At 74.5% G+C, this 24,154-nt stretch carries 18 protein-coding genes; 4 read left to right on the forward strand and 14 right to left on the reverse strand.

Going from position 1 to position 24,154, the window contains the following annotated elements:
- Both ACFVNO_RS19080 and ACFVNO_RS19085 read right to left on the reverse strand, forming a co-directional pair.
- Positions 1–1,961 (reverse strand): hypothetical protein (locus ACFVNO_RS19080; protein WP_378894184.1); only part of this gene is annotated, 1,961 nt, incomplete at its 3' end.
- Between the two features lie 160 nt (positions 1,962–2,121).
- Positions 2,122–2,634 (reverse strand): hypothetical protein, encoded by a 513-nt coding sequence (locus tag ACFVNO_RS19085; RefSeq protein WP_378894187.1) that lies wholly within the window; start codon positions 2,632–2,634, stop codon positions 2,122–2,124.
- A gap of 55 nt (positions 2,635–2,689) precedes the next feature.
- On the opposite strand from ACFVNO_RS19085, the gene ACFVNO_RS19090 reads away from it, so the two are divergent.
- Positions 2,690–4,117: a cellulase family glycosylhydrolase gene (locus tag ACFVNO_RS19090; RefSeq protein ID WP_355257781.1), complete on the forward strand. Its 1,428-nt coding sequence runs from the start codon at positions 2,690–2,692 to the stop codon at positions 4,115–4,117.
- A gap of 126 nt (positions 4,118–4,243) precedes the next feature.
- On the opposite strand, the gene hisG is transcribed toward ACFVNO_RS19090, so the two are convergent.
- From hisG to ACFVNO_RS19105, 3 genes are all read right to left on the reverse strand, one after another.
- On the reverse strand, positions 4,244–5,098 hold the full coding sequence (hisG, locus tag ACFVNO_RS19095) for an ATP phosphoribosyltransferase (protein ID WP_220564280.1): 855 nt from the start codon (positions 5,096–5,098) through the stop codon (positions 4,244–4,246).
- Positions 5,099–5,176: 78 nt separating this feature from the next.
- Positions 5,177–5,440: a phosphoribosyl-ATP diphosphatase gene (locus tag ACFVNO_RS19100; RefSeq protein ID WP_306367642.1), complete on the reverse strand. Its 264-nt coding sequence runs from the start codon at positions 5,438–5,440 to the stop codon at positions 5,177–5,179.
- A 139-nt stretch (positions 5,441–5,579) separates the two neighbouring features.
- Positions 5,580–6,407, reverse strand: a complete 828-nt coding sequence (locus ACFVNO_RS19105; protein ID WP_220564278.1) for an SDR family oxidoreductase — start codon at positions 6,405–6,407, stop codon at positions 5,580–5,582.
- Positions 6,408–6,548: 141 nt separating this feature from the next.
- On the opposite strand from ACFVNO_RS19105, the gene ACFVNO_RS19110 reads away from it, so the two are divergent.
- Entirely contained in the window at positions 6,549–7,250 is a 702-nt protein-coding gene (locus ACFVNO_RS19110) for a class I SAM-dependent methyltransferase (protein ID WP_220564277.1), read from the forward strand.
- A gap of 28 nt (positions 7,251–7,278) precedes the next feature.
- Here ACFVNO_RS19110 and ACFVNO_RS19115 read toward each other — a convergent pair whose 3' ends face one another.
- Genes ACFVNO_RS19115 through ACFVNO_RS19125 form a run of 3 tightly spaced genes read right to left on the reverse strand, consistent with a single transcriptional unit; the run spans position 7,279 to position 13,294 of the window.
- Complete coding sequence (locus ACFVNO_RS19115; protein ID WP_378894194.1) at positions 7,279–9,189, reverse strand: hypothetical protein; 1,911 nt, start codon at positions 9,187–9,189, stop codon at positions 7,279–7,281.
- Between the two features lie 58 nt (positions 9,190–9,247).
- A complete protein-coding gene (locus tag ACFVNO_RS19120) occupies positions 9,248–11,254 on the reverse strand; it encodes a hypothetical protein (protein WP_378894197.1) in 2,007 nt (668 codons plus the stop codon).
- A 30-nt stretch (positions 11,255–11,284) separates the two neighbouring features.
- Complete coding sequence (locus ACFVNO_RS19125; protein WP_378894200.1) at positions 11,285–13,294, reverse strand: hypothetical protein; 2,010 nt, start codon at positions 13,292–13,294, stop codon at positions 11,285–11,287.
- 570 nt (positions 13,295–13,864) lie between these two features.
- On the opposite strand from ACFVNO_RS19125, the gene ACFVNO_RS19130 reads away from it, so the two are divergent.
- Positions 13,865–16,231: a trehalase-like domain-containing protein gene (locus tag ACFVNO_RS19130; protein ID WP_355257793.1), complete on the forward strand. Its 2,367-nt coding sequence runs from the start codon at positions 13,865–13,867 to the stop codon at positions 16,229–16,231.
- A gap of 73 nt (positions 16,232–16,304) precedes the next feature.
- Here ACFVNO_RS19130 and ACFVNO_RS19135 read toward each other — a convergent pair whose 3' ends face one another.
- On the reverse strand, positions 16,305–17,090 hold the full coding sequence (locus tag ACFVNO_RS19135) for an SDR family NAD(P)-dependent oxidoreductase (protein ID WP_378894203.1): 786 nt from the start codon (positions 17,088–17,090) through the stop codon (positions 16,305–16,307).
- Positions 17,091–17,210: 120 nt separating this feature from the next.
- On the opposite strand from ACFVNO_RS19135, the gene ACFVNO_RS19140 reads away from it, so the two are divergent.
- Positions 17,211–17,876, forward strand: a complete 666-nt coding sequence (locus ACFVNO_RS19140; protein ID WP_378894206.1) for a TetR family transcriptional regulator — start codon at positions 17,211–17,213, stop codon at positions 17,874–17,876.
- Positions 17,877–17,952: 76 nt separating this feature from the next.
- On the opposite strand, the gene ACFVNO_RS19145 is transcribed toward ACFVNO_RS19140, so the two are convergent.
- The 5 genes from ACFVNO_RS19145 to ACFVNO_RS19165 form a co-directional block, all read right to left on the reverse strand.
- On the reverse strand, positions 17,953–18,648 hold the full coding sequence (locus tag ACFVNO_RS19145; protein ID WP_355257802.1) for a hypothetical protein: 696 nt from the start codon (positions 18,646–18,648) through the stop codon (positions 17,953–17,955).
- Positions 18,649–18,878: 230 nt separating this feature from the next.
- Positions 18,879–20,285 carry a dihydrolipoyl dehydrogenase gene (lpdA, locus tag ACFVNO_RS19150; RefSeq protein ID WP_220564266.1) on the reverse strand — a complete coding sequence of 469 codons (1,407 nt, stop codon included), beginning with the start codon at positions 20,283–20,285 and terminating at the stop codon, positions 18,879–18,881.
- Between the two features lie 239 nt (positions 20,286–20,524).
- Positions 20,525–21,154, reverse strand: coding sequence for a hypothetical protein (locus ACFVNO_RS19155; protein WP_355257806.1), 630 nt, complete (start codon positions 21,152–21,154; stop codon positions 20,525–20,527).
- A gap of 168 nt (positions 21,155–21,322) precedes the next feature.
- Complete coding sequence (locus ACFVNO_RS19160) at positions 21,323–22,855, reverse strand: hypothetical protein (RefSeq protein WP_378894212.1); 1,533 nt, start codon at positions 22,853–22,855, stop codon at positions 21,323–21,325.
- Positions 22,856–22,969: 114 nt separating this feature from the next.
- Positions 22,970–24,073, reverse strand: coding sequence for a winged helix DNA-binding domain-containing protein (locus tag ACFVNO_RS19165; protein WP_378894215.1), 1,104 nt, complete (start codon positions 24,071–24,073; stop codon positions 22,970–22,972).
- Between the last annotated feature and the right edge of the window lie 81 nt (positions 24,074–24,154).

The raw sequence follows: 24,154 nt of genomic DNA on the forward strand, positions 1-24,154 counted from the left end.
ACACCAGCCGTGTCTCCATACCCGGAAGCACCGGGCGCACCCGCACCGCCCGCACCACCATGGCCAGAGCCACCGTACGCACCAGAGGTATCAGCGACACCCGAGGCACCAGAACCACCACTATGCCCGGGCGCACCATGACTACCAGAAGCACCGGCCGCATCCGCGTACCCCGAGGAGCCATGTGCCCCGGGCGCACCAGCCGCGCCGCCGTGCCCAGGAGCACCGTGCCCACCAGAAACACCGGCCGCATCTGCGTACCCGGAGGCCCCGGGCGCACTGCCATGTCCAGGGGCACCATGCCCACTCGGGGCACCAGCCGTGTCTCCGTACCCGGAGGCGCCATGCGCCCCGGGCACACCACCGTGTCCAGAGGCACCATGCCCACTCGGGGCACCAGCCGTGTCTCCGTACCCGGAAACACCGGGCGCACCCGCACCTACAGCACCGCCATGACCGGAGTCACCGTACGTACCAGAGGTCCCAGCCGCGCCCGGGGCACCGGCGACACCACCGTGCCCGTGGGCACCCGGGGCACCGGCCGCAGGCGTCCAGCCACCCGGGACATCACCGGCCCCCGGCACACCGGGGGCACCGCCGTGTCCAGGGGCACCGTGCCCACCAGGGACCCCGGCCGCATCCGTGTACCCGGGGGCGCTGTAGGCGCCCGAAGGCCCGGACGCGTCGGCGCCGGCGGGGCCGCCGTGGCCGTGGGAGCCGGAGTCGCCCTCGTACGCCGCGGCGGTGTGCGCACCGGAGGCGCCCGAGGCGCCGACCGCGTTCCAGGAGTCGTCGGCGTCCCGGGGGCCGGGACGGCCCGGAGCCGGCGCCGCGTCGGCGGGGCTCCAGTCCTCCGGCGGCACGTCCACCACCGGGGACGTCTCCTCCTGGCTCTGCACCAGGGGGTGCACGACGGTGCCCGCCGGGTGCACCCGCCCCCACCAGGCGGCGGCCTCGTCGCGCCCCAGCTCCTCCTCGACCCGCAGCCACCCCGGGATGTGCGGGTGGCGGCGGCCGGTCCGCCAGGTGTGCTTGAGGGAGATCGGCTCCAGCACCAGCACCCGCTCGCCGTCGACGACCGGCACCGATCCCGGCGTCGCCTCGTTGCCCACCCACATGCCGTCGCCGCCGACCAGGTCCCACTCGCCCTCGACGATCGACAGCCGCGGGTCGTCGCGCAGGTCGGTGGCGGACGCCACCCAGTCCGGCATCGGCCGCTGCCCCGGCACGCCCCGGCCCTCCGGGCCGATGAGCGCGTCGGCCAGCAGCGTGTGCAGCTGGAAGTTGTCCCCCACACCGTCGAAGCGCACCCGGAAGGCGCGCCCCGACGCCCGGTCCAGGACGAGCATCCGGTCGGCCTCGGCCATCAGCAGCAGCTCGTACACCTCGCCGAACTCCTCGACGTGGCGGCGCATCCGGGAGGACAACGCCTGCAGCTCGGCGAGCCCCCGCGGGTCATGGCGCAGCGCGGCGCGCACCTCGGCGTCGCCCAGCACGGCGCGGATCGCGATCCCGTACGGCTGCATGGTCGCCCACGAGGCGAGCGAGTACATGTCGGCGTCGCCGAGCACCGGGGTCACCCGCGCCCGGTGCGACTCGCCGGTCTCCCGCGGGTGCGGCGGGTCGTCCTCGCCCGTCGACTCCCAGGCGTCCGCGAACCGCAGCGCCTGCGCGCCGACCTCCCGCGCGCGTCGGGTGATCTCGACCCCGGCGGGCCCGGCCGGGGTCCCCACCTCGACGAGGGCGCCGCACAGCACCGCCAGGTCGGCGACGGCCCCCAGGGCGATCCGCTCCGGCGTGCGGAGACGTTCGGCGATGGCCGCGAGCGCTGCGGCCCGCTCCTCGACGGGAACGTGCCCGGCCAGCTGGAACAGCGTTCCGGCGAGCGGTAGAACCTCGTGGGGCCGCGACTGGGCGGCCTCGACGACGTCGGCGACGGCGCGGCGGAAGTCTTCGATCATTCGGGCATCGTGACACAGTCCTCCGTCAGTGCCGGAGTCCTCCCCCGGAAACGACCACCTTCGGCCACGGGGGATCACCGTGGACGAACAGCGCGTGAACACCATCAAACCGACGGACGACGGGTTCAGGTGCGTCCGAAACCCCGTCCCACCCGGGTCTTCAGGCCGCCACCGCCGCCCGCGGCCGGGTCGCCAGCCGGGCGAATCCGCAGATCCAGCCCAGTGTCGAACCCCACAGCAGCCCCGTGACCAGCCCGCCCGCGAGCATCGCGTACCACCCGACGGGGCCCAGCCCCATCTCCCAGGCGGGCAGCAGGGCGCGCGGCACACCGGCGGCCGCCGCCCCGAGGGCGAACGCGCCCCACCCCGCCAGGAAAGCCCGGACGGCGGAGGCGTCGGGGCGGCGCGCCACGGACCGCGCCGTCGCCCACCACACGACGGCGACGAGCACGGCCACCCCGGCCAGCTCGGCGGCGAGCGCCGACCAGGGCTGTTCGCCCAGCGGCGCGAACCGCAGCCCGGGCACGGCGAACGGCGCCCCCAGGGCGCTGGGCAGCAGCAGCCAGGCGCCCCGCGCGCCCAGCCAGGTGAGGAAGCCGGTGGTGCCGAACAGCAGACACGGCAGCAGCGCGGCGGCGGAGGCGGCCGCCGGGATATTGCGAATAAGATTCACGTTTTGCAGGATAGTGACGTACGTCTCTTTTCCCCACCCCCCCGAAGGACGCGACTTGAAACGTCTCGCGGCGGTCCTCGCCGTCCTGGTCCTGCTGCCCGGCCTGCTCGCCGCGGCCACCCGGCACGACCCGGGACCCACCCGCTACATCACCGACGACCGGGGGCGCGCCCTGTTCCTGCACGGCTTCAACACCTCCGGCTCGGCCAAGTCCGACCCCGAGCGCCTCCCCTGGATCACCGAGGACGCCGTCCAGGCCGAGTACGACCTCATGGGGACCAACTTCGTCCGCTTCCTCATCCAGTGGCAGGCGCTGGAGCCCGAACGCGGCGTCTACGACGAGGACTACCTCGACGCCGTCGCCGAGCGCGTCGACTGGTACGCCGAACGCGGCTACCACGTCCTCCTCGACATGCACCAGGACCTCTACGGCCGCTACACCAGCCCGCAGGAGCACTCCGGCAACGGCGCCCCGCGGTGGGCCACCCACAACGACGGCCTGCCGGTGGAGTCCCAGGACATGTGGGAGCTGGTCTACCTGGAGCCGGGCGTCATGCGCTCCTTCGACCACTTCTGGAACACCACCGGCGAGCACCCGTACCTCATGGACGACTACGCCGCCGCCTGGAACCACGTGGCCGCCCGCTTCGCCGACGAGCCCGCCGTCCTGGGCTACGACCTCATGAACGAGCCGTTCGGCGGCAGCCTCCAGGGCCCGGACTTCGAGGCCGGCCCCCTGGCCGAGCTGTACCGGCGCTGCCTGGAGCGCATCCGCGAGGTCGACCAGGACGCCTGGATCTTCGTCGAGGGCCAGGCCGTGGGCGTCAACTGGGGCTTCCCCTCCGCGCTCCCCCGCTTGGAGGACCCGCGCGAGGGCGGGCCCCGCATCGCCTACGCCCCGCACGCCTACCCGCTGCCCATGGACCTCGGGCGGCCCTACGAGGGCGACTCCCGCGCGACCGTGGACCGCAGCATCGACCTGTGGTCCGACAGCGTCCGCGTCACCGCCGAACGCCTGGGGGCGCCGATCGTGCTGGGCGAGTTCGGCCTGGACATGTCGGGCCCGGGCGCGGACGCCTACGTGCGCCGCATGCTGGAGGAGACCGAGTCGATGGCCTCCGGCCGCGCCTACTGGTCCAACGACCACGACGGCTGGGGGCCGTGGGCGGACACCGACCTCACCCCGGGGCCGCTGGCGGAGGTCATGTCCCGCGCCTACCCCCGGGCGGTGGCGGGGCGGCCGGTGGAGGTCTCCTACGACGCCGGACCGGCCCGGTTCCGGCTCCGGTTCACCGAACGCGAGGGCGTGTCGGGCCCCACCGAGATCCACCTCCCGGCGCACGCCTTCCCCGACCACGAGCTCACCGTGGACGCCCCGGACGGCTGGACCTCCGACTGGGACGCGGAGCGCCGCGTGCTGTCCGTCGAGATCCCGGACCACGGGGAGGGCACGGAGTACACCATCACCGTCGTCCCCGCCTGAGCGTCCCGCCCGGCCCGCACCGGTACCCCCGTCGGAGGGCGGCGGCCGCCCGCACCCTCCGGGACGCACGCCCCGGACGCGCGGAGGGGCCCGCGGTCGCCCGCGGGCCCCTCCTCCACCCGCCGCCTACAGGCGGCAGGCGTAGATGTCCGTCACCAGGATCGCCCGGGCGCCCAGCTGCCACAGGTCGTCCATGATCCGCTGGGCGTCCCGGCGCGGCACCATCGACCGCACCGCCACCCAGCCCTCCCGGTGCAGGGGGGACACCGTCGGGCCCTCCATGCCGGGGGTCAGCGCCACCGCCGCCTCCAGGCGCTCGGCGTGCACGTCGTAGTCCATCATCACGTAGTCGCGGGCGACCAGGACGCCGCGCAGCCGCCGCAGCAGGGTGTCGAACTTGGCGTCGGGTCCGGCGTCCACGGGGCGGATCAGCACCGCCTCCGACACCAGGATCGGCTCCCCGAACGTCTCCAGCCCCGCCTGGCGCAGCGTGGTGCCGGTCGACACCACGTCGGCGACGGCGTCGGCCACCCCCAGCTGGACGGAGCTCTCCACCGCGCCGTCCAGGTGGATGACGCGCGCGTCGACCCCCTCCTTCTCCAGGTAGGAGCGGAGCAGCCCGTCGAACGACGTGGCGACGCGCTTGCCGTCGAGGTCGGCGACCGTCATGTTCGCGCCGTTGGGCGCGGCGAACCGGAACGTGGACCCCCCGAACCCCAGCGGCAGCACCTCGTCCACGGGGGCGCCGGAGTCCAGCAGCATGTCGCGGCCGGTGATCCCGGCCTGCAGGATGCCCTCGCCGACGTACACGGCGATGTCCTTGGGGCGCAGGAAGAAGAACTCGGTCTCGTTGTCCGGGTCGACCATCACCAGGTCGCGGCTGCTCTTGCGCTGCCGGTAGCCGGCCTCGCGCAGCATCTCGACGGCGGGCTCGGACAGCTGGCCCTTGTTGGGCACGGCGATTCTCAGCATGTCGGGCATGTGTTCTGGCTTTCGTGTTGGCTCTGCGTGTTCGAAGACGTCGAGCGGCCGTACGCGCCGTGGTCGGGGCGCGCCGACCTACAGATGCTTGTAGACGTCTTCCAGCCGCAGGCCACGGGCCAGCATCAGGACCTGGAGGTGGTAGAGGAGCTGCGAGATCTCTTCGGCGGCCTGCTCGTCGGATTCGTACTCCGCGGCCATCCAGACCTCGGCCGCCTCCTCGACGACCTTCTTGCCGATGGCATGGACGCCGGCGTCGAGCTGGGCGACGGTCCCGGACCCCTCGGGTCGGGTGCGCGCCTTCTCGGACAGCTCGGCGAACAGCTCTTCGAAGGTCTTCATGGTGTCTTTCCTCGACCGACAGTGCACTGACAAGCCTAGGCGTTGCGGCCACCATCCGCTGCACGCGGGGGCGGGAGTCTCACCATGCGGTCGGGGAACACGTCACATCCGCCGCCGCGCCCGCCCCGGCACCGGCCCGTCACACCATGCGGCGGGCCACCAGCCGCACCAGGGAGCGCGGCAGGACCTTGAGCAGGCCGTCGGCGGTCTTGTACTGGGCTCCGGGGACCACGTGGGAGCGCCCGGCAGCCCAGGCCCGCAGCGAGTCGCGGACGATGTGCTCCTTGGGCACGAACGCGAACTCGGGCAGCCCCTTCTCCTGGACGCCCCGGGTCATGTCGGTGCGCACGAACCCGGGCAGCACCACGGTGACGGACACGCCCCTGCCCCGCACCTCCGCGGACACGCTCTCGCTCCACAGGGTGAGGAACTTCTTGCCCGCCCCGTACACCGAACCGCCAGGGTTCACGGCGGGCTCCCCGGCCAGCGAGGAGACGGTGATGACACCGAGCCTGGCCTGCTCCCCGGCCTCGCGGCGGGCGATCTGCACCGGCAGCACGGCCCGGGTCAGCTGGAGGACGGCCCGCACGTTGAGTTCGAGCATGGCGTCGATGTCGGCGGGGTCCTGTTCGGTGAACGCTCCGCCGTCGCCGCGCCCGGCGTTGTTGACGAGCAGGTCGACGGCGGGGCGCTCCCCCGTGCCGTCGGCGGTGAGGCGCCCGGCGACCGCGTCCACCCCGCCGCGCGAGCCGAGGTCGGCGGGCAGGACCTCGACGGGGGTGCCGTAGATGTCGCGGATCTCCTCGGCCAGCGACTCCAGGAGCTCCTTGCGCCGGGCCACCAGCACCAGGCCGTAGCCGCGCTGGGCCAGGCGGCGCGCGTACTCCTCGCCGATGCCGGAGGAGGCGCCTGTCACCAGCGCCGTCCGGGGGTGCTCGGTACGGGTGCCCTCGTCCGCTTCGCTCATGGGGCCAGCCTAACCACCACGGTCGGCGCGGTGCCGCGGCCGGGGTTCCCGCCGGGGCGGTGGGATGGTCCACACCCGCAATTCACGGCGCGGGAACACCGGTGTCTCCCATCGGAGGCCGCCAGGGGTTAGCGTTCGGTTATGTCCGAGACAAAGAGCACCGCCGGACCCCTCGCCGCCCTCGACGAACGCCTGCGCGACACCAGGCTGTTCTTCACCCAGGCGCTGCGGACGTTCCATGCCACCGGTTCCATCCTGCCCAGCAGCCCAGCGCTGGCCCGGGCGATGGCCGAACACGTCCGTGTCCGTCCGGTACCCGACGAGCCGCTGCGGATCATGGAGGTGGGCGCGGGCACGGGGGCCATCACCCGCGGGATCGCCGCCGCCATGCGTCCGGGGGACACCGCCGACCTGGTGGAGGCCAACCCCGAGTTCGCCGCCCACCTCGAACACCTGCTGGAGACCGACCCCGCGCTGTCACCGATCGCCGCGCAGGCGCGGGTGCACGCCAAGCTGGTCGGCGACATGGGCACCGACCGCACCTACGACGTGATCCTGTCGGGGCTGCCGTTCGCGAACTTCACCGCCGACGCCGTCCGGGAGATCCTGGAGTACTACTTCGAGGTGCTGCGCCCCGGCGGCCACCTCTCCTTCTACGGCTACCTGTACACGAAGGAGGTGAAGGCGGTCATCGCCCGGCGCGAGGACTACCTGCGCCAGGCGCGCACCAGCTGGGTGGTGCAGGACTGGATCGACCGTTACGGCGTCCGGTCCGACCGGGTGATCGCCAACGTCCCGCCCGCGTTCGTGCACCACCTGCGCAAGCCCGAGAAGACCTCGTGACCGCCGGGGCCCGCCCGGTGCGGGCCCCTCAGCCCCTTCCTCCGATCCGGGCGACCGCGTCGCGCAGCAGGGCGGTCAGGTCCCGGTCCTGGGCGATACCGCGCCTGCTCAGAGCCTGCGGCGACACGTGGGCGGTGCGGTCGGAGCCGAGCAGCGCGCGCAGCCGCGGCAGCGCCCGCCCGGCAGGGGGACCGATCCCGCCGAGCAGGCGCACGGCGGCCGTGCCGGTGCCGGTGAGCACCCGCTCCCCCAGGTAGGGGTGGTCGGTGTCGAGCAGCGCGGCGAGCACCGCACGCGTGTCCCCGGTGACCCGCCACAGGGCGTGCAGGGCCCGGGCGTCGTGCGCCCCCCGCAGGTCCGTGTACTCCCGCAGGTCGGCCTCGTAGCGGGCGGCGGCGGGACCGGCCTCGGCGAGCAGCGCCCACTCCCGGTCGTGCCACCGGGCGCCGAAGGGGCCCAGCAGGTCCAGCGCCGCCCCCGTGTCACCGGTGAGCCGCAGGTACGCGTGGGCCCGTCCGGGGCCGGCCGCGGACTCCCGCACCCGGTCGGCGTGCCGCGCCGCGGCGGGGCCGATCGCGGCCAGCACCGCCACCAGGCCGGGGTCGCGGTCGCCGCCGCCGAGCAGGCCGGCGACCGTGTCGGCCAGCGGGGCCGCGCGGGGACCCCACGCCGCCAGGGCGGGGGCCGCCCACCGGGCCTCCCAGGGGTCGCCCCCCATCCGTTCGCGCAGGTGCGGCAGCAGCTCGTCGGCCCAGGGCGCGAACGCCTCCATGGCCTCCTCGAACGTCGGGTCCCAGCCCCACGGGTCCCGGGAGGGGACCGGGTCGAACCCGAACAGCGGCAGGCCGGAGCGGGCCAGGAGGAGCGCGGGCGCGCGGGGGTCGCCGAGCCGGGCCAGGGCGAGCAGCGCCTGCGCGGCGTCGTCGCCGGGTTCCGCTGCGATGCCGGCCAGCCGGTCCGACCACGGGCGTGCCCGATCCCCGACCGCGGACAGCGACCGCACCGCCCACCGCCGGACCTCCGGGTCGGGGTCGTCCAGCAGCGGCGCGACCCGCCCGGCCCACGGCCCGGCCGCCGAACGGAACTCCCCGACCAGGTCCAGCGCCGCCCGCACGGCGGCCGCGCGCACCCGTGCGTCGGCGTGCCCGAGCAGGTCCCGGGCGACCCGTTCCCGCCCGTCGCGGTCCAGCGCCCGGTGGATCCAGACCTGGGCGTAGCGGAAGCGCCGGTCGTCACGGCCGTCGGCGCCCAGCCCGGCGGCCCGGAACCACCGGGGACACGGCTCCCGGACCAGGTCGTCCATGGCGGCCCGGGCGGTCGGCACCGGGTCCCCGAAGGCCCCGGACCCGACCAGCACCCGCTCGTCGCGGTCCCCGTTCTCGAACCGGTCGCGCAGCCATCCCGGAACCGGGCCGCCACGCCCGGTGAGCCGGACGGCGGCGGCCAGGAGACGGAGCCGGACCCCGGGGTCGGTCTCGGCCCCGTGGCGTTCGCGCAGGGCCTCCACCACGGCCGCGTCCCCGCCCCGCCCCCGGGCCAGGGCCTCGGCGGCCTTGACGCGCACCTCGGGGCAGGGGTCGGCCAGCAGGGGGAGCAGCGCCTCCCGCACGGTGGCCGGTGCGGGCAGGTCCCAGCCGGAGCACACGTCCCCGACGAGGTCGAGGGCGTCCAGCCGGACCTGCCGCGGGCGCACGGCATCGGCGGCCGCCCGCGCCAGGAACGGCAGCGCCGCGGGCACCGCCGACGGGAGCCGGTACCCGTACCCCCGGTCGGCGAGGCTCACGCAGAGGTCCTCGACGGCCCCGGCGGCCTCCGCGGGGTCCCCGGCGAGCGCCGCCGCGAGGTCGTCGCGGACCCCGGTGCCGTCCTGTCCGTGGCAGTCCACGAGATCGCCCCAGGGCACCCCGTCCAGCCCGCGCAGGCGTTCGTCATCGGCCATGGGCACCACCGAACAGCTCCGCCCACCGCAACGCAAGCCCCCTTTCGGAGGCCGGGCCTCACCCTCCTCCGACACGCGCGATGGCCCTGTCGAGCAGCGCCAGCAGGTCCCGGTCGTCGGCCACGTCGCGCCAGCCGGAGCTCAGGTTCCCCGGCCGCCGGGGGGCCGCCCGTAGCTCCCGCAGCCTCGGCAGCGCGGGCGCGGCCGCCGCGCCCATCTCCTCCACCACCCGGACCGCCGCCGGTCCGGTCCACGAGTGCACCCCGCCGCCCAGCGGCGCGTACCCGCCGTCGAGGAGGGCCGACAGGGCCGTGTCCGCGTCCCCCGTCAGCCGCCAGTACGCCAGGACGGCCGGAGGGTTCCCCTTCTCCGCCTCCTCGCGCGCCGCGTCGACGTGGCGGGCGGCCACCGCTCCGAGTTCGGCGAGCAGGGTCCAGTACGGGCCCCACCTCCGGGGGCCGACCTCCTCCAGCAGGGCCAGGGCGCCTGCCGCGTCCCCGGTGAGCCGCCAGAACGCCAACGCGGCCGAACCGTCGTTCTCGGGCCCGGTGAACCACCGCACCAGCGGGGCGTGCCGCGCCGCGGCGGGGCCGATCGCGGCCAGCACCGCCAGCTCGCGCGACGGGTGGTCGGAGCCCTCCAGGAGAGCGGCCACTCCGTCGGCGAGCGGAGCCGCCAACGGCCCCCATTCCCCGACCGTGGCCAGGGCGGCGAGCATGCCGTCCTTCGGCCCGCGCAGCAGTTCGGCCAGTACGGGCAAGAGCGCGTCGGCCTCGGTCGCGAGCAGGCCCAGAACATCGGGCAGCGCCGGGGAGAAGAGCCACCCACCGCCGTGACTCCGCGCGGCGGAGAGCCCGAGACACGGTTCGTCCGCCTGCTTCAGCAGCAGTGGGACCACCCGCGGATCGCGCAGACGGGCCAGACCGAACAGCGCGGCCGCCCGCTCCTTGCCGGGCGGGTGACGCTCCCCGGTATCCTCCACCCGGGCGGCACGCTCGGCCAGGGCGTCCGCCCACGGCGCCGCGGCCTCCCCGGCCACCGAGAGGATCTGGACCGCCCGCGTCCGCCGCTTCGACCAGGGCTCCGCCAGCAGCGGCCCGACGGTGTCGGCCCACTCCGCTTCGGCGCCCCGGAACCCGCCGACGAGTCCGGCGATGAGCTCCACCGCGCCCACCCGGGCCCCGGCCCGCCGGGACCCCAGCAACCGGCGGGCCAGCTCCGCGCGGTCGTCGGGACGGTCCGCGAGCGCCTCGGCCACCCGCTGTTCCAGCGCCGCGGCCATCGCACGCTCATCGTCGAGGTGGTCACCGTAGATCGATCGCAGCCACGGCGGCCGCGGATCGTCCCCCTCGACCGCCGTGACGGCCAGGCCCACGGGGTCGTCCGGCAGCAGCAGCGGACTCCGGAAGCCGATGGTCATCCGCGTGTCCACATCTCCGTGGTCGCGCAGCTCCAGCAGCCACCGCACGTCGCCCTCGGCGGACGACACCCGCGCCTCTCCCTCCGGATGCCGGTCCGTGAGGGCGGCGGCGGCCTCCACCATGCTCAACCCGGTCACCTCATCGGGCTCGGCCTCCCAGCGGCGCCGGAGCACGGAGAGCATCTCGTCCGCCCGGGCCACCGCCCAGGACAGCACCGCCGCGGCCGAAGCGCGGACCGGGGCCTCCGCATCGTCCAGAAGGGCGACGACCTCCGGGAGCACGGCCTGCCAGGCGGACGGCCAGCCGGGATCCACGAAGCGCGACCGCGCACACCACCCGCTCGACCCCAGGTCCGCCACCAGTTGCAGCGCGTGGGAACGCACCGCCGCGGGCCGGTCCGCCGCGGCCGCCAGCCGCAGCAGGAACGGCAGCAGTGCGGGCGCCGCCGAACAGATCTGGCCGCCCTGGTGGTAGACGTTCGTGTCCAGATCGGAGAGCGCCCGGTGGGCCTCGTTCTCGTCGCCGGTGAAGGCGGTGGTCAACAGGCCCGGCACGCTTTCGGCGCTGCCGTAGACGTCTTCGAGGTCGCCCCACGGCACCTCGTCCAACCCGTCGGGCCCGGGGGTGTGCCGGTCCTCGGTCATGGTCGTTCTTCTTCGTTCCGTCGAAGGGGGTCACCCCTCGATGTGAGTGATCGTTTCGTCGAGCAGGCCCAGCAGTTCCCGATCATGGAGGACGTCCCGCCATCCGGAGCCGGGCCACCCCTGCCGCCACGGCCGCCGCGGGGCGGCCCGCAACCCTCGCAACAGCGGCAGGGCGGGCGCGGCCGCCGCACCCATCTCCCCCAGCGCACGCACGGCCTCACGGCCCTGCCAGAAGGCCGTGAGCACCGTCAACGGGGCGGTCTCCCCATCGAGGAGCAGGCTCAGGGCCGTGTCGGTATCGCCGGTGGTCCGCCACAGCGCCAGGACCGCCCGCGGGTCCCCGCCCGGTCTCCCCACCTCGCTGCGCACCGTGTCCACAAAGCGCACGGCCGCCGGGCCGATCTCGGCGAGCAGGGTCCACACCGGCGCCCACTGCCGGCGGCGGAACCCACCGACGAGGCCCATCGCCCCCTCACCGTCTCCCGTGAGCCGCCAGTAGGCCAGTGCCGCGGCACCCGCGTTCACCGATCCCGCGCTGCGGCGTACGGCCTCCGCTTGCCGGGAGGCGGGCCGGCCGACGGCGGCGAGAACGTTCATCGCCGCTCTGGACCGCGGCCCGGCGTCCAGGTGGGCGGCCACCTCATCGGTGAACGGGGCCGCGGCCGCGCCCCACCGCTCCAGCAGGCGGAGCACGCCGAGGACGGCATCGTCATCCCGGCGCAGCCGTTCCCGCAGCCAAGGGGTGAGCGGTCCGGCCTCGTGGGCGAACGCCTCCAGTACATCGGGCAGCCCGGGGGCGGAAGACCATCCGCCGGGCCCCCGCGACCAGGCGAGTCCGAAGCCCGGTTCCCCGGACCCTTCCAGCACCAGCGACACCGCTCGGAAGTCTCGCAAGCGGGACAGCGCGAACAGGGCGGACGCCCGCTCGGCCGTGTCCTCCGCCCGGGCCGCCCGCTCGGCCAGCGCGTCCGCCCACGGAACGGCGGCCTCCCCGGCCACCGAGAGAACCTGCGCGGCGATCGTCCGGGCCTCCGTGACGGTCTCCTCCAGCAGCCCACCCGCGGTGTCGGCCCATTCCGCCTCGGCCCCACGGAATTCCGCGACCAGACCGGTGACGGTGTCCACCGCCCCGAGCCGCGCCCCCGCGTACGGCGATCCCAGCAGCCGAAGGGCCAGCTCGGCACGGACCCCGGGCCGGTTCGCGAGTACGTGGGAGGCCCGGAGCAGCGAGGACCGCCGGTACTGCTCATCGGTGAAGTGCCCCCGGGAGCAGGCCCGGAACGCCGCCCGCTGCCACGGTGGGCGGCCGTCGCGTTCGACCGCCTCGACGAAGAGCCCCGCCGGGTCGTCCGGCAGCAGCAACGGGTCGGCGAGTCCGAGGATCATGCGTTCATCGACGTCACCGTGCTCGCGCAGGTACAGCAGCCACTCGACGTCCTCTCCGGTGGCCGTGCCCGGTGCCGCCGGGTCCGATCGGCGGGCGGAGAGCCGGGCAGCGCTCTCCAGCAGCACCAGCCGTACCTGTTCGTCCGGTTCCCGTTCCCAGCGACGGCGCAGTGCGGCCGCGCTCCCACTCCCCGCGACCGGACACCAGGCCAGCACGGAAGCCGCGCCGGAGCGCAACAACGGCTCCGGGTCCTCCAGCAGCGCGATGAGCTCCGGCACCGCCGCGACCAGGGCTTCCCTCCAGCCCGGAGCCACGAACCGCTGTTCCACCCCGCATCCGCAGTGGGCCAGCTCGGTCATCAGGGTCGTGGAAGCCTCGCGGACCGCGGTCGGCCTTCCACGGTCGGCCGCCAGCCGGATCAGGAACGGCAACAGCGGAACCGCCACCGGGAGTATCCGGCCGCCCTGGTGGTGCACGGCGCTGAGCAGCGCCGTGACCGCCTCCCGGGCCGGCGCCTCCTCGGCGGTGAACGCGGCGGCCAGCAGTCCGGGCACGTTCTCGGCGCTGCCGTAGGCGTGTTCGAGGTCGCCCCACGGCACCTCGTCCACTCCGTCCAACCCGTCGGGCCCGGGGGCGTGCCGGTCCTCGGTCATGGTCGTTCTTCTTCGTTCCGTAGAGGGGGGTCCGCCCGGGGAGGACGCCCGGGCGCGTCCCGCGGTTCACGCGGACGCGGCCGCGCCCTCGCCCGGCTCCCGCGGGCCGGCGCCGACGAAAAAATCCCGATCGGCCGGTGGCACACCGCACACCATCCTCTCGGCCAAGAAGGGGAAGAGTCCCGGTCAAGTCGGCTTTGCGTGCTTTCTCCGCATTCGCAACGCTCGACGCCCCGCCTCCATCTCGGACACACCCTCGCCATTCACCCGAAACACCTCTAGAGTGACCTGCATCACGCCCCCCACGGGCCTCAGGGGCAACAGACCGCAGGTAGTCTCGCGTTGACTTCCGGAGGACCGGATCTTGACGCTGCGCGCGATCCCTTTCATCCACATCCGCGTTAAAAGTTCCTGAGATCTGCTTCAAGTCCCCTGAGGCCCCACCCGTGCCACAAGCCCCGGGTTCTACGTTTTCCACACCAGTCTCGTGTGAACCCGGCGTATGCGTACGGAGTCCTACAGATCACCCATTTTTCCCAGGTCGTTGCGTGGACCAGCGGAGGAGGCACAGTGACGCTCACCCAAACGGTGAACGCGGCCCCGGGCATGCCGGAAGAGCCCACCGGCGTGACCCCCGACCCCTTGTCCACCGATGCGCGCCGACGGGTGTCGGCACTGGCCCGCACCTCCCGGCTGCTGGTGGCCTGCGACTACGACGGAGCCCTGGCCCCGCTGGACGCGGACGGCCGCCCCGACCGCCGCCCGCTGCCCGAAGCGGTGCGCGCCCTACGCGAGCTGGCCGAACTCCCCGGCACGGTGTGCGCGGTCATCTCCGCCCGCCCGCTGCGCGACCTGGCCGCCCTGTCCCGGCTGCCCGGCGAGGTGCGCCTGGTCGGCGCCCACGGCACCGAGTTCGACACCGACCTGACCGCCGACCCCTCCGCGCACGGCAAGGCCGAGGCCCTGGAGGTCCTGCGCGGGCAGGTCGAGGCCACCGCGGTGCTGTACATGGGCGGCGGCGACGGCGAGGAGCCCGTCTTCCTGCACCTGTCCGGCGCCGACGCCGGGATCCGGGTCGGCGACACCACCGAACCCTCCGTGGCCGCCCACCGGGTGGCCGACACCCCGGCCGCCGCCCAGCTGCTCTCCCTGCTGGCCGCCGAGCGCCGATCCTGGGTGTTCGGGGAGCGCCCCACCCCGATCGAGCGCATGTCGCTGCTGTCCAATCAGTCCTCGGTCGCCCTCGTGGGCCCGGACGCCCGCCTGCTGTGGCTGTGCCACCCCGAGCCCGACTCCCCGGCCCTGTTCGCCGAACTGCTGGGCGGACGCTCCGCCGGGGTGTTCGCGATCGCCCCTGCCCACAAGGGCCTGCCCCTGGGCCAGCGGTACGAGCGCGACACGATGACGGTGCGCACGCGCTTCTCGCGGCTGGAGGTCATCGACTACCTGGCCACCGACACCGCACCGGGCCGCACCGACCTGGTGCGGGTGATCACCGGGACCACCCCGGCCGTGGTGGAGTTCGCCCCGCGCCCCGACTTCGGCCGCGCCCCGGTGCGCATCACCCCCAAGGACGACGGCCTCGTCGTCGAGGGCGCCGAGTTCCCCATCGCCCTGTACTCGCCCGGCGTGTCCTGGCGCATCGACCACGACGGCGTGGACGACATCGCCTACGCCACCGTCCAGCCCACCTCCGAGCGCCCCGTGGTGCTGGAGCTGCGCTGCGGCACCGACTCCCTGGCCCCCGGCGACCTCCCCGAGGCCGAGCGGCGCCGCACCGGCGAGGCCGAGTGGGCCGACTGGCTCGGCGGGCTGTCCCTGCCCGAGACCGAGAGGCGGCTGGTGGCGCGCTCCGCGCTGACCCTGCGCGGGCTATGCACCCCCACCGGCGGCGTCATGGCCGCGGCCACCACCTCCCTGCCCGAGGAGATCGGCGGCATCCGCAACTGGGACTACCGGTACTGCTGGCTGCGCGACGGGGCCCTGACCGTCCAGGCCCTGGTCGACCTCGGCTCCACCGCCGAGGCCGAGGCGTTCCTGGACTGGGTGCACCGCGTCGTGGAGACCCTCCCCGGCCCCGAGCTGCTCAAGCCCCTGTACTCGCTGCGCGGCACCGACCTGGGCCCCGAGGAGGTCATCGACTCCCTGTCCGGCTACGCCGGGTCCCGCCCCGTCCGGGTCGGCAACCTCGCCGACCACCAGGTGCAGCTCGACGTGTTCGGCCCCGTCGTGGAGCTCATCGCCCACCTCGCCCGGGTGCGCGGCACCCTGGCCGACCGCGACTGGGAGCTGGTCCAGGAGATGGCCCACGCCGTCGCCCGGCGCTGGCAGGAGCCCGACCACGGCATCTGGGAGGAGCGCGACGAGCCCCGGCACCGCGTCTACTCCAAGGTCATGTGCTGGCTCACCCTGGACCGCGCGCTCACCCTGGCGGCCGCCTACGACCGCGCCCCCGACCCCGGCTGGGAGCCCCTACGGGCACAGATCGCCGCCGAGGTCGTGGACAAGGGGTGGAACGCGGACGCGCAGGCGTTCACCACCGCCTACGACGGCACCGACCTGGACGCGGCCTCGCTGCACATCGGGCTGTCCGGGCTCATCGACCCCTCCGACGAGCGGTTCCAGGCCACCGTGACCGCCATCGAGGCCGAGCTGCGCAGCGGCCCCACCGTGTACCGGTACCACCGAGACGACGGCCTGCCCGGCGGCGAGGGCGGCTTCCACCTGTGCACGACCTGGCTGATCGAGGCCTACCTGGCCACGGGGCGCCGCGCGGAGGCCGAGGAGCTGTTCGCTCACCTGGTGGACTGCGCCGGTCCGACCGGCCTGCTGCCGGAGGAGTTCGACCCGGTGACCGAACGCGCGCTGGGCAACCACCCGCAGGCGTACTCCCACCTGGGCCTGATCCGCTGCGCCCGTCTCCTGGACCAGGGCTGACCGGCCCCGGGCACAACGGAAGGGGCCGTGCCGCGGATGTTCCGCGGCACGGCCCCTTTCTCGCTCCCCGGGGTCAGAAGTGGGTGCCGCCGTCGACGCGGACCTCGGTCCCGGTGATGAACGCACCGTCGTCGGAGGCCAGCATCGCCACCACCGAGGCCACCGTCTCCGGCCCGGCGAACCCCTGCCCGAGGGCGGGGCCGAGCTTGGCGAACAGGGCCATGTCGGCGTCGTCGGGCAGTCCGGGCCCGCGGCTCTGGCCGCTGGCGCCGCTGCCGTCGGTCATCCCGCTGGAGATGGAGCCGGGCTGCACGGCGGTGAAACGGATCCCGGCGCCGGCGAACTCCGACGCCAGCGCGTGGGTCATCGACTGGATCCCGCCCTTGCTGGCCGCGTACGCCGCCATGTAGGGGTGGGCGAACGCCGCCGAGGTGGAGCTGAAGTTCACCACGGCGGGGCCGTTCCCCCGCTTCAGCTCGGGCAGCGCCTCGCGGATCACCAGGAACGTGCCGACCAGGTTGACGCGCAGCACCCGCTCGAAGTCCGCCAGCGCCGTCCGCTCGGTGTGCGAGGAGCGCAGGATCCCGGCGGCGTTGACGAGCGCGTCGAGCCCGCCCAGGGCCTCGACGGCGATGCCGACGCAGGTGCGCACCGAATCCTCGTCGGAGACGTCCAGGAACACCGTGGTCAGCCGCTCGGCCAGGTCCCCCGCCCGGTCGATGGTGTCCTTGAGCCCGGCCTCGCTGACGTCGGCGGCGACGACATTGCCGCCCTCAGCCAGCATGCGCAGCACGGTGGCCTGGCCGATGCCCGACCCGCCGCCGGTGACCAGGACCCGTCGTCCCTCGTAACGGTTCACGGCCCTTACCTCCTCCGCCGCGTCCGGCCGGGCGCGGCTTCGTGCATGAAATGTCCAATTGGCACAACATGCCACTCCGACTTTTTATGCCGCCCTGGGTGGGACTTAGGATCGAGCGCGATGGTCACCGCAGAATCCGGGGGGTCCCGCCCCTCCCTCACCGCCCGCCGCAAGGCCGCGACGCAGGTGGAGATCGCCCGGGCCGCCGCCCGGCTCTTCGCCGAGCGCGGCGTCGACAACACCACCGCCGAGGACATCGCAGCCGCCGCCGGGGTGGCGCTGCGCACGTTCTACCGGTACTTCCGCACCAAGCAGGACGCCGTCGCCCCGCTGCTCAGCACCGGTGCACAGCACTGGCGGGACGCGCTGGCCGCACTGGAGGAGCCCGTCGGCGACGGCGGGCCGACCCCGGGGCTGCCCGAGGCCGTCGAGCGGTCCGTCGTGGACGCCCTGACGCCCGGTGGGCCGGAGGAGGAGCGCGCCCTGGAGTGGACGCGCGCGCTGCTGCGCGCCGCCCGCGAGGACGCCACCCTGCGGACCGTCTGGTACCGGGTCAACCAGGAGTCGGAGGAGCTCCTGGTACCGCTGCTGGCGGCGGCCGCCGGCCGCCCCGACGATGACCTGACGGTGCGCCTGGCGGCGGCCGCCGTCACCGACGCCATCCGCCTGTCCATGGAGACCTGGTCCGCCGGGGACGCACCGCCCGGAGGAGAGGACGGCCCCGCCGCCCTGGCCGCGCGCTGCCTGCACGCCCTCGCCGGAGGGCTGCCCGACCTCCTGCGCTGACCGGGGGCGGGCACGGCGGAGGCCGCCGGCGGTGCCGGCGGCCTCGACGTCCGTGCTCCCTGCGCCCCGGCCGGGGTCAGCCGCGCACCCGCTCCGCGGCCAGCATCACCACGCGCTCCAGGTCCTCGCGCGGCACCTCCCCGCCGTAGGCGATCGCGGTCACGTACAGCTCGCCCGGCAGCGACAGGTACAGGTGGCGGGTGCCGCCGTCCACCGTGCCCACGTACTCCAGGTCGCCGCCCAGGGAGTCGGACTCGTCCGTGTGGTAGGTGTCGACGTCCACGTCGATGTCCACCTCCCAGTTCATCTCCTCCTCGGCGCCCGGCACCGCCACCACGTCGGGGCTCAGGCTCGGGTCGACGTTGAGGGTGAACACCAGGGTGAACGTGGCCGCGCCCGGCGTCCCGGAGCCGTCGCTGAACGAGCAGGTCAGCTGCTCGGCGTCGGCGAACCCCTCGACCTCGCCGCGGTCCTCGGCCAGCACGGTCCCCGGCGCGAGGTCCCCGACAACCTCCGCGGCGCCGGCCTCCGCGCACGACTCCGGCAGCGCGTACTGCGCAGCCTCCTCCTGCCCCTCCCCGTCCTCCGGGCTCGGGCTCGCGCTCGCCTCCGGGCTCGGGGACGCCTCCCCGTCCCCGGAGAAGAGGCCGAAGTCCGTGTCGAACTCGTCGAACTCGACGACGTCGCAGCCGACCAGGACGAAACCACCGATCACTGCGGCGGCGACGGCCGTGCCCAGGCACGACAGGGGGGAGGACGGGATCAGTCGCATGGGTGACTCTCGGTGTCGGGAGTGTGCCGGACGAAAGGGGACGGTTCCGGCGGGGGACACAGGGAAACTTAGCAAGTCCGCCGCGGTCCGGCACAACAGGACGACGGACGGCCGCCGGGGCCGCGACCGCGCCCGGCGCGCCCGGCACCGGACACGGGGAAGGGCGCCGGGGACCGGCCCCGGCGCCCTTCGTTCCGCACGCCGCGGGACGGGCCCCCGCGGCGGACGGCCTAGAAGTTGATCATGTGCCCGGACAGCCCGTGCACGGCCTCCTTGACGGCCTCGCTCAGCGTCGGGTGGGCGTGGATGTTGCGCGACACCTCGTGGACGGTCAGGTCCCACTGCTGGGCCAGGGTCAGCTCCGGCAGCAGCTCGGTGACGTCGGGGCCGATCATGTGGGCGCCCAGGATCTCCCCGTACTTGGCGTCGGAGAGGACCTTGACGAACCCGCGGCTGTCGCCGATGCCGTGCGCCTTGCCGTTGGCCATGAACGGGAACTTCGCGACCTGCACGTCGAACCCGGCCTCGCGGGCCTCGTTCTCGGTGTAGCCGAAGCTCGCGATCTGCGGCTGGCAGTAGGTGGCGCGCGGGATGAACTTGTAGTCGATCTCCTGGGTCTCGGCCCCGGCGATGGTCTCCACCGCGACGATGCCCATGGCCTCGGCGGTGTGGGCCAGCATCAGCTTGGCGGTGACGTCGCCGATCGCGAAGATGTGCGGCACGTTGGTGCGGCCCCGGCCGTCGATGGCGATGGCGCCCCGCTCGGTCAGCTCCACGCCGGTCTTCTCCAGGCCGTAGCCCTCGACGTTGGGCGCGAACCCGATGGCCTGGAGCAGCTTGTCGGCCTCCAGGACCTGCTGGTCGCCCCCGGTGGTGGTGACGGTGACCTTGACGTTGCTCCCGGTGTCCTCGACGCCCTCCACGCGGGTGGAGGTCAGGACCTTGACGCCGAGCTTCTTGTAGGCGCGGGAGAGCTCCTTGGAGACCTCCTCGTCCTCCAGGGGGACGATGCGGTCCAGGAACTCGACGATGGTGACGTCCACGCCGTAGTTGGCCAGGACGTAGGCGAACTCGACGCCGATGGCGCCCGCTCCGGCGATGATGATGCTGCCGGGCAGCTCGGATTCGAGGATCTGCTCCTCGTAGGTGACGACCCGCTCCGACAGCTGCGTGCCGGGCAGCAGCTTGGTGGAGGAGCCGGCGGCGATCACCGCGTGGTCGAAGGTGACGGTCTCGCTGGAGCCGTCGCCGCCCGCGACCTCGATGGTGTGGTCGTCGACGAAGGTGCCGCGGCCGTCGATCTCGGTGATCTTGTTCTTCTTCATGAGGAAGTGGACGCCCTTGACGCGGCCGTCCGCGACCTCGCGGCTGCGGCTGAACGCCTTGCCGTAGTCGAACTCGACCTTGCCGTCGACCTTGATGCCGAAGAGGTCGGCCTCGTTGGTGAAGAGGTGGGCCAGCTCCGCGTTGCGCAGCAGGGCCTTGGAGGGGATGCAGCCCACGTTGAGGCAGACGCCGCCCCAGTACTTCTCCTCGATGACGGCGGTGTTCAGGCCGAGCTGGGCGGCCCGGATCGCGGCGACGTAGCCGCCCGGGCCCGCGCCGAGAACGACCAGATCGAAGTGTCGCTGCCCCATGACGGGATCTCCTTGAGTGTGCTCGTGACTCACCCAGCGCGGTCGGCCTGCCGGGGTGTCGGATTGCCGAACGCCAGCCTAGTCGGGTCCGTGCTCCCTGTGGGCGACCGCGGCTGCCGCGCCGGTCGGACACCGGCTCCCGGGGCGTCCACCTGCGTATTCCCGCCCGGGCCCAGGCCCGCCGCCGACGCGGCGCCGTCCGCGCCCACGGCGCGCGGACCCGCCGCCCCGTTCCCTGGTCAGGGGGTGGTGGGGAATTCGTAGTCCTCGGGGTGGAACTCGACGACCACGGGCTCGACGCCCTCCTCCTCGCGTGCCGTCTGGGCGTCGACGCAGGCCTGGTCGCAGTCGTTGACCAGGGGCGGGCGCTCCTGGGGCGTGTTGAGGATGTCGTCGAGGATCTGCGCGCGCGGGTCCTCCCCTCCGGAGGTACCGCCGCTCCCGTCGGCGGGCGCGGTGCCCTCCACCGGTGCGTCGACGGGGCCCTGGGCGGGGGCCGCCGCTTCACCGCCGGCCTCGGGGCCGGCACCGGTCCCCTGGGGGGCACCCTCGCCGGGGTCCGCGAGCAGTGGCGTGGTGCGGCGTTCGCCCGTGTCCCGGTCGGGCCCGGACTCGGCCGCCCCGGTCGTGGCGGCCGGCGCGAACGCGTCGGCGACCTCCACTCCCAGGTAGGCGGTGCCGCCCACCACCAGTCCGGCGGCCGCCACCAGCGCCACCCGGGCCGCCCACGACTTCGCAGGGCCGGAAGCACTCTCCACGCCGTCGGCGGTGTCCGGGGTCGCCGCGGTCCCGGTGCCCCCGTCCTCCCCGACGGGGCCGCCCGCCGTCTCGGGCTCCTCTGCCCCGGGGGTCCGGGGGGTCTCGATCACGGCGTCCTCAGCGGCCGCCGCGGCTCCGGCGGGCTCGACAGGCTCGGCGGGGGCGGGTTCCGGGGCAGCGCTCCGGGCGGGCTCGGGCATGGGGGTCTCCGGGTTCGGTGTTCGGGGGATACCGGGTGCGCTACGGCGTGCCCGGGTGCCGCCTTCGGCGGCGGGGTCTCACGGGCTCGGCGCGGGGCCGGGCGGGGGCGGCCACTTCCAGTGCGGGGCCCACGCCCAGCTGTCCGACACCCCGGGCGGCAGCGGCGGCACCAGGTGCGCGCCCGGCGGGCGGCCGTCGTCGGGCGGGATGTACCCCCGGGGCTCGGGTTCGGGCTCGACGGCCGGCCACGGGTCGGGCGCCCGCTCGACGAGCGGCCACGCCTCGATCTGCGGCTCGACCCGGGGCTCGGGCCGCGGCGCGGGGTCGTCGGCCCACCCCACCGCCTCGCGCGGGTACGCCTCGGCCCACGGGCCGCCCGGCGACGCCTCCTGCGGGAGCCCGCCCGGCAGGCCGTCCGACAGGTCGTCCGGCTCCAGGGCCGGGAACGTCGACGACAGCGGACCCGCGTCGACCTCCTCGAAGTGCGCGGCCACGCCGAAGTGCCGGGGCGGCCGGTGCGCGCCGGTGTCCCCGTGTTCGATGGCGGGCGCCAGCGGGTGGCGCACCGATCCGGCCGGGTGCATCCGCGACCACCACCCGGTGGCCTCGTCCGGGTGCAGCTCCTCGACGATCGTCAGGCTGCCCGGGATGTGCGCGTGGCGCCGCCCCGCCCGCCACGAGTGGGCGAGCGTCTGCGGTTCCAACACCAGCACACGCTCCCCGTCGACGAAGGGGATGTCCGCCGGGCACGCCTCGTTGCCGACCCAGGTCCCGTCACCGCCGACCAGGTCCCACTCGCCGCGCACCACGTCCGCCAGCGGGTCCGGGGCGCCGTCCAGGCAGGCGGCGGTCCACCGCGGGTCCGGCCGGGTGCCGGGCAGCCGCTGCCCCTCCTTGCCGATGAGCGCGTCGGCCAGCAGCGTGTGCAGCTGGAAGTTGTCGCCGATGCCGTCGAACCGGACGCGGAAGGCCCGCCAGGAGGCCCGGTCCAGCACCAGCGCGCTGTCCGCCTCGGCCATCTTCAGGAGTTCGCCGACCTCGGTGAACTCGGGCAGCCGGGTGGAGAGGGCGTGCACGATCTGGCTCAGGCTCTCCAGGGCCCCGGAGTCGGCGCGCACGGCCGCCCGCACCCGGGAGTCGCCGAGCATGGCCTTGGCGGCGAGCCCGTAGCGCAGGCAGGTCCACCAGCCGACGGTGGCCAGGGGCGCGTTCTCGCCCAGGACCTCCTCGACCCGCTGCTCCTCGGCCTCGCCCACCTCGCCGGGGTGCGGCGGGGCGCCGCCGCCGGTCTTGTCCCAGGCGTGCATGAACGCGGCTGCGGCCTGTCCGTAACTGCCGAGCTGGCGCAGCACCTCCAGCCCCACCTGCCCCGCGGGCGCACCGGCCTCCACCAGCGCGCCGGCCAGGACCGCGAGGTCGGCGGCGATGCCGGCCACGGGTTCGCAGTCCGACAGCACGGGGGCCAGCGCCTCCATGGCGACGGCCAGCTCCTCCTGCGGGACCTGGGAGGAGAGCCGGAAGACGTCGTGCACGGCCGCGGGAAACCCGGGAGCCTGTTCGGCGGCGGTGTCGAGCACGCGTTGGAACGCGGCACGGAACTCTTCAGTCACCCGAGAATCCTTCCATATCACCCCGTATTGTCCGTGGTCCGGATGCATACGTCCACATCAGGGCACCCACGGGCGAAGCGGGCGGGCGATACGGTCCGGGGAACCGGTGCGGGATCAGGGCTCGACGAACCGGATCCCGTGTCCCCCGGGTTCCAGGAACGCCAGGGTGCGCTCGCCCTCGGCGGCGACCGCCTCGCGGTCCGCGGCGGTGATCGGCTCGAACAGGGAGACCTCCAGGTGGGGCTCGGCCCCCCGGGCGCGCACCACCTTCCAGGAGGCGCGGACGAACCCGTCCACCAGGACCGTCCCCGGGGGCATGCCGTTGCGGGAGACCAGCCGCGCCCGGTGCTCGTGCGGCAGCACGCGGCTGCGGTCGGCGTGGCCGCGCAGGACGTTGTCGAAGTCGTAGAGGAAGCGGACCGGGGCCTCGGTGTCCTCGTCGGGCCGGGGCGCGTCGGGGAGGTCGAACAGGACGGTGCCGTCCTCGGCCCGCAGTTCGACGAGGCGGTCCCGCAGGCCGTCGAAGACCGGCTTGAACCGGGTGAGCGAGGACCACGCCTGCATGTCCTTGACGCTCGCCGGGCCGAACGCCGCCAGGTAGCGCAGCACCAGGCCCTCCGGGTCGGGGTCGGCGTCCATGGCCAGCCCGGTCCAGGTGTCGGCGGGCGCGAACGCGGGCGCCCCGGTGGCGCCCCACACCCCGCGCGGGGGGATCTGCACGAGGGGGAGCCGGTCCTTGACCGCTTGGGCGAGGTGCTCGCCGCCCACCCGGGGCCACCGCTCGGCGAGGTGTCCGGCCAGGTCGTTCGGGGTCATGGGACGGGCGAGCAGGAGGTCGTACCCGGCGCGGGCGACGGCGTCGAGGTCCATGCCGCGGGTGGCCTGGCCGTGGCGGCTGCCCGAGAACCCGCGGTCGATGGCGGGCTGCACGGTGGGGCGCAGGAAGCGGCAGTCCCGCGGGGTGACGAGGTGGAGGGTGCCGCGCATGAGGGTGACGCGGACCAGTTCGCCGTCGGTGAGCATGCGGCCGACCCGGTGGGGGTCCAGGCCCTCGATGCGGTTCTCCAGTCCCAGGTACCAGGTGTGGGTGGTCTGGGCCTGGAGGCCGACCAGGTGGGTGACCACGTCCGCCACGGGCAGTTCGGTGCGGGAGAGGAGGAGCTGCCGGTCGAGTGTGGCCCGGTTCAGCGCGCGTGTGCGCAGGACGGTCCCGGCCATGGACGGCTCCCTCGACGGACTCGGCGGCGGGCGTTCCCCGCACTGTACCGTCCGCCCCCGACATTTCCCGGGCCGCGTCGC

Source organism: Nocardiopsis sp. NPDC057823 (assembly GCF_042797335.1).
GTDB lineage: Bacteria > Actinomycetota > Actinomycetes > Streptosporangiales > Streptosporangiaceae > Nocardiopsis > Nocardiopsis changdeensis.

What these genes read in the sequence shown, in the direction of transcription:
- hisG (WP_220564280.1), bottom strand. Translation starts at nt 5,098, where the DNA reads ATGCCCGACATGCTGAGAATCGCCGTGCCCAACAAGGGCCAGCTGTCC.
- ACFVNO_RS19100 (WP_306367642.1), bottom strand. Translation starts at nt 5,440, where the DNA reads ATGAAGACCTTCGAAGAGCTGTTCGCCGAGCTGTCCGAGAAGGCGCGC.
- ACFVNO_RS19105 (WP_220564278.1), bottom strand. Translation starts at nt 6,407, where the DNA reads ATGAGCGAAGCGGACGAGGGCACCCGTACCGAGCACCCCCGGACGGCG.
- ACFVNO_RS19110 (WP_220564277.1), top strand. Translation starts at nt 6,549, where the DNA reads ATGTCCGAGACAAAGAGCACCGCCGGACCCCTCGCCGCCCTCGACGAA.
- ACFVNO_RS19115 (WP_378894194.1), bottom strand. Translation starts at nt 9,189, where the DNA reads ATGGCCGATGACGAACGCCTGCGCGGGCTGGACGGGGTGCCCTGGGGC.
- ACFVNO_RS19120 (WP_378894197.1), bottom strand. Translation starts at nt 11,254, where the DNA reads ATGACCGAGGACCGGCACACCCCCGGGCCCGACGGGTTGGACGAGGTG.
- ACFVNO_RS19125 (WP_378894200.1), bottom strand. Translation starts at nt 13,294, where the DNA reads ATGACCGAGGACCGGCACGCCCCCGGGCCCGACGGGTTGGACGGAGTG.
- ACFVNO_RS19140 (WP_378894206.1), top strand. Translation starts at nt 17,211, where the DNA reads ATGGTCACCGCAGAATCCGGGGGGTCCCGCCCCTCCCTCACCGCCCGC.
- ACFVNO_RS19145 (WP_355257802.1), bottom strand. Translation starts at nt 18,648, where the DNA reads ATGCGACTGATCCCGTCCTCCCCCCTGTCGTGCCTGGGCACGGCCGTC.
- lpdA (WP_220564266.1), bottom strand. Translation starts at nt 20,285, where the DNA reads ATGGGGCAGCGACACTTCGATCTGGTCGTTCTCGGCGCGGGCCCGGGC.
- ACFVNO_RS19165 (WP_378894215.1), bottom strand. Translation starts at nt 24,073, where the DNA reads ATGGCCGGGACCGTCCTGCGCACACGCGCGCTGAACCGGGCCACACTC.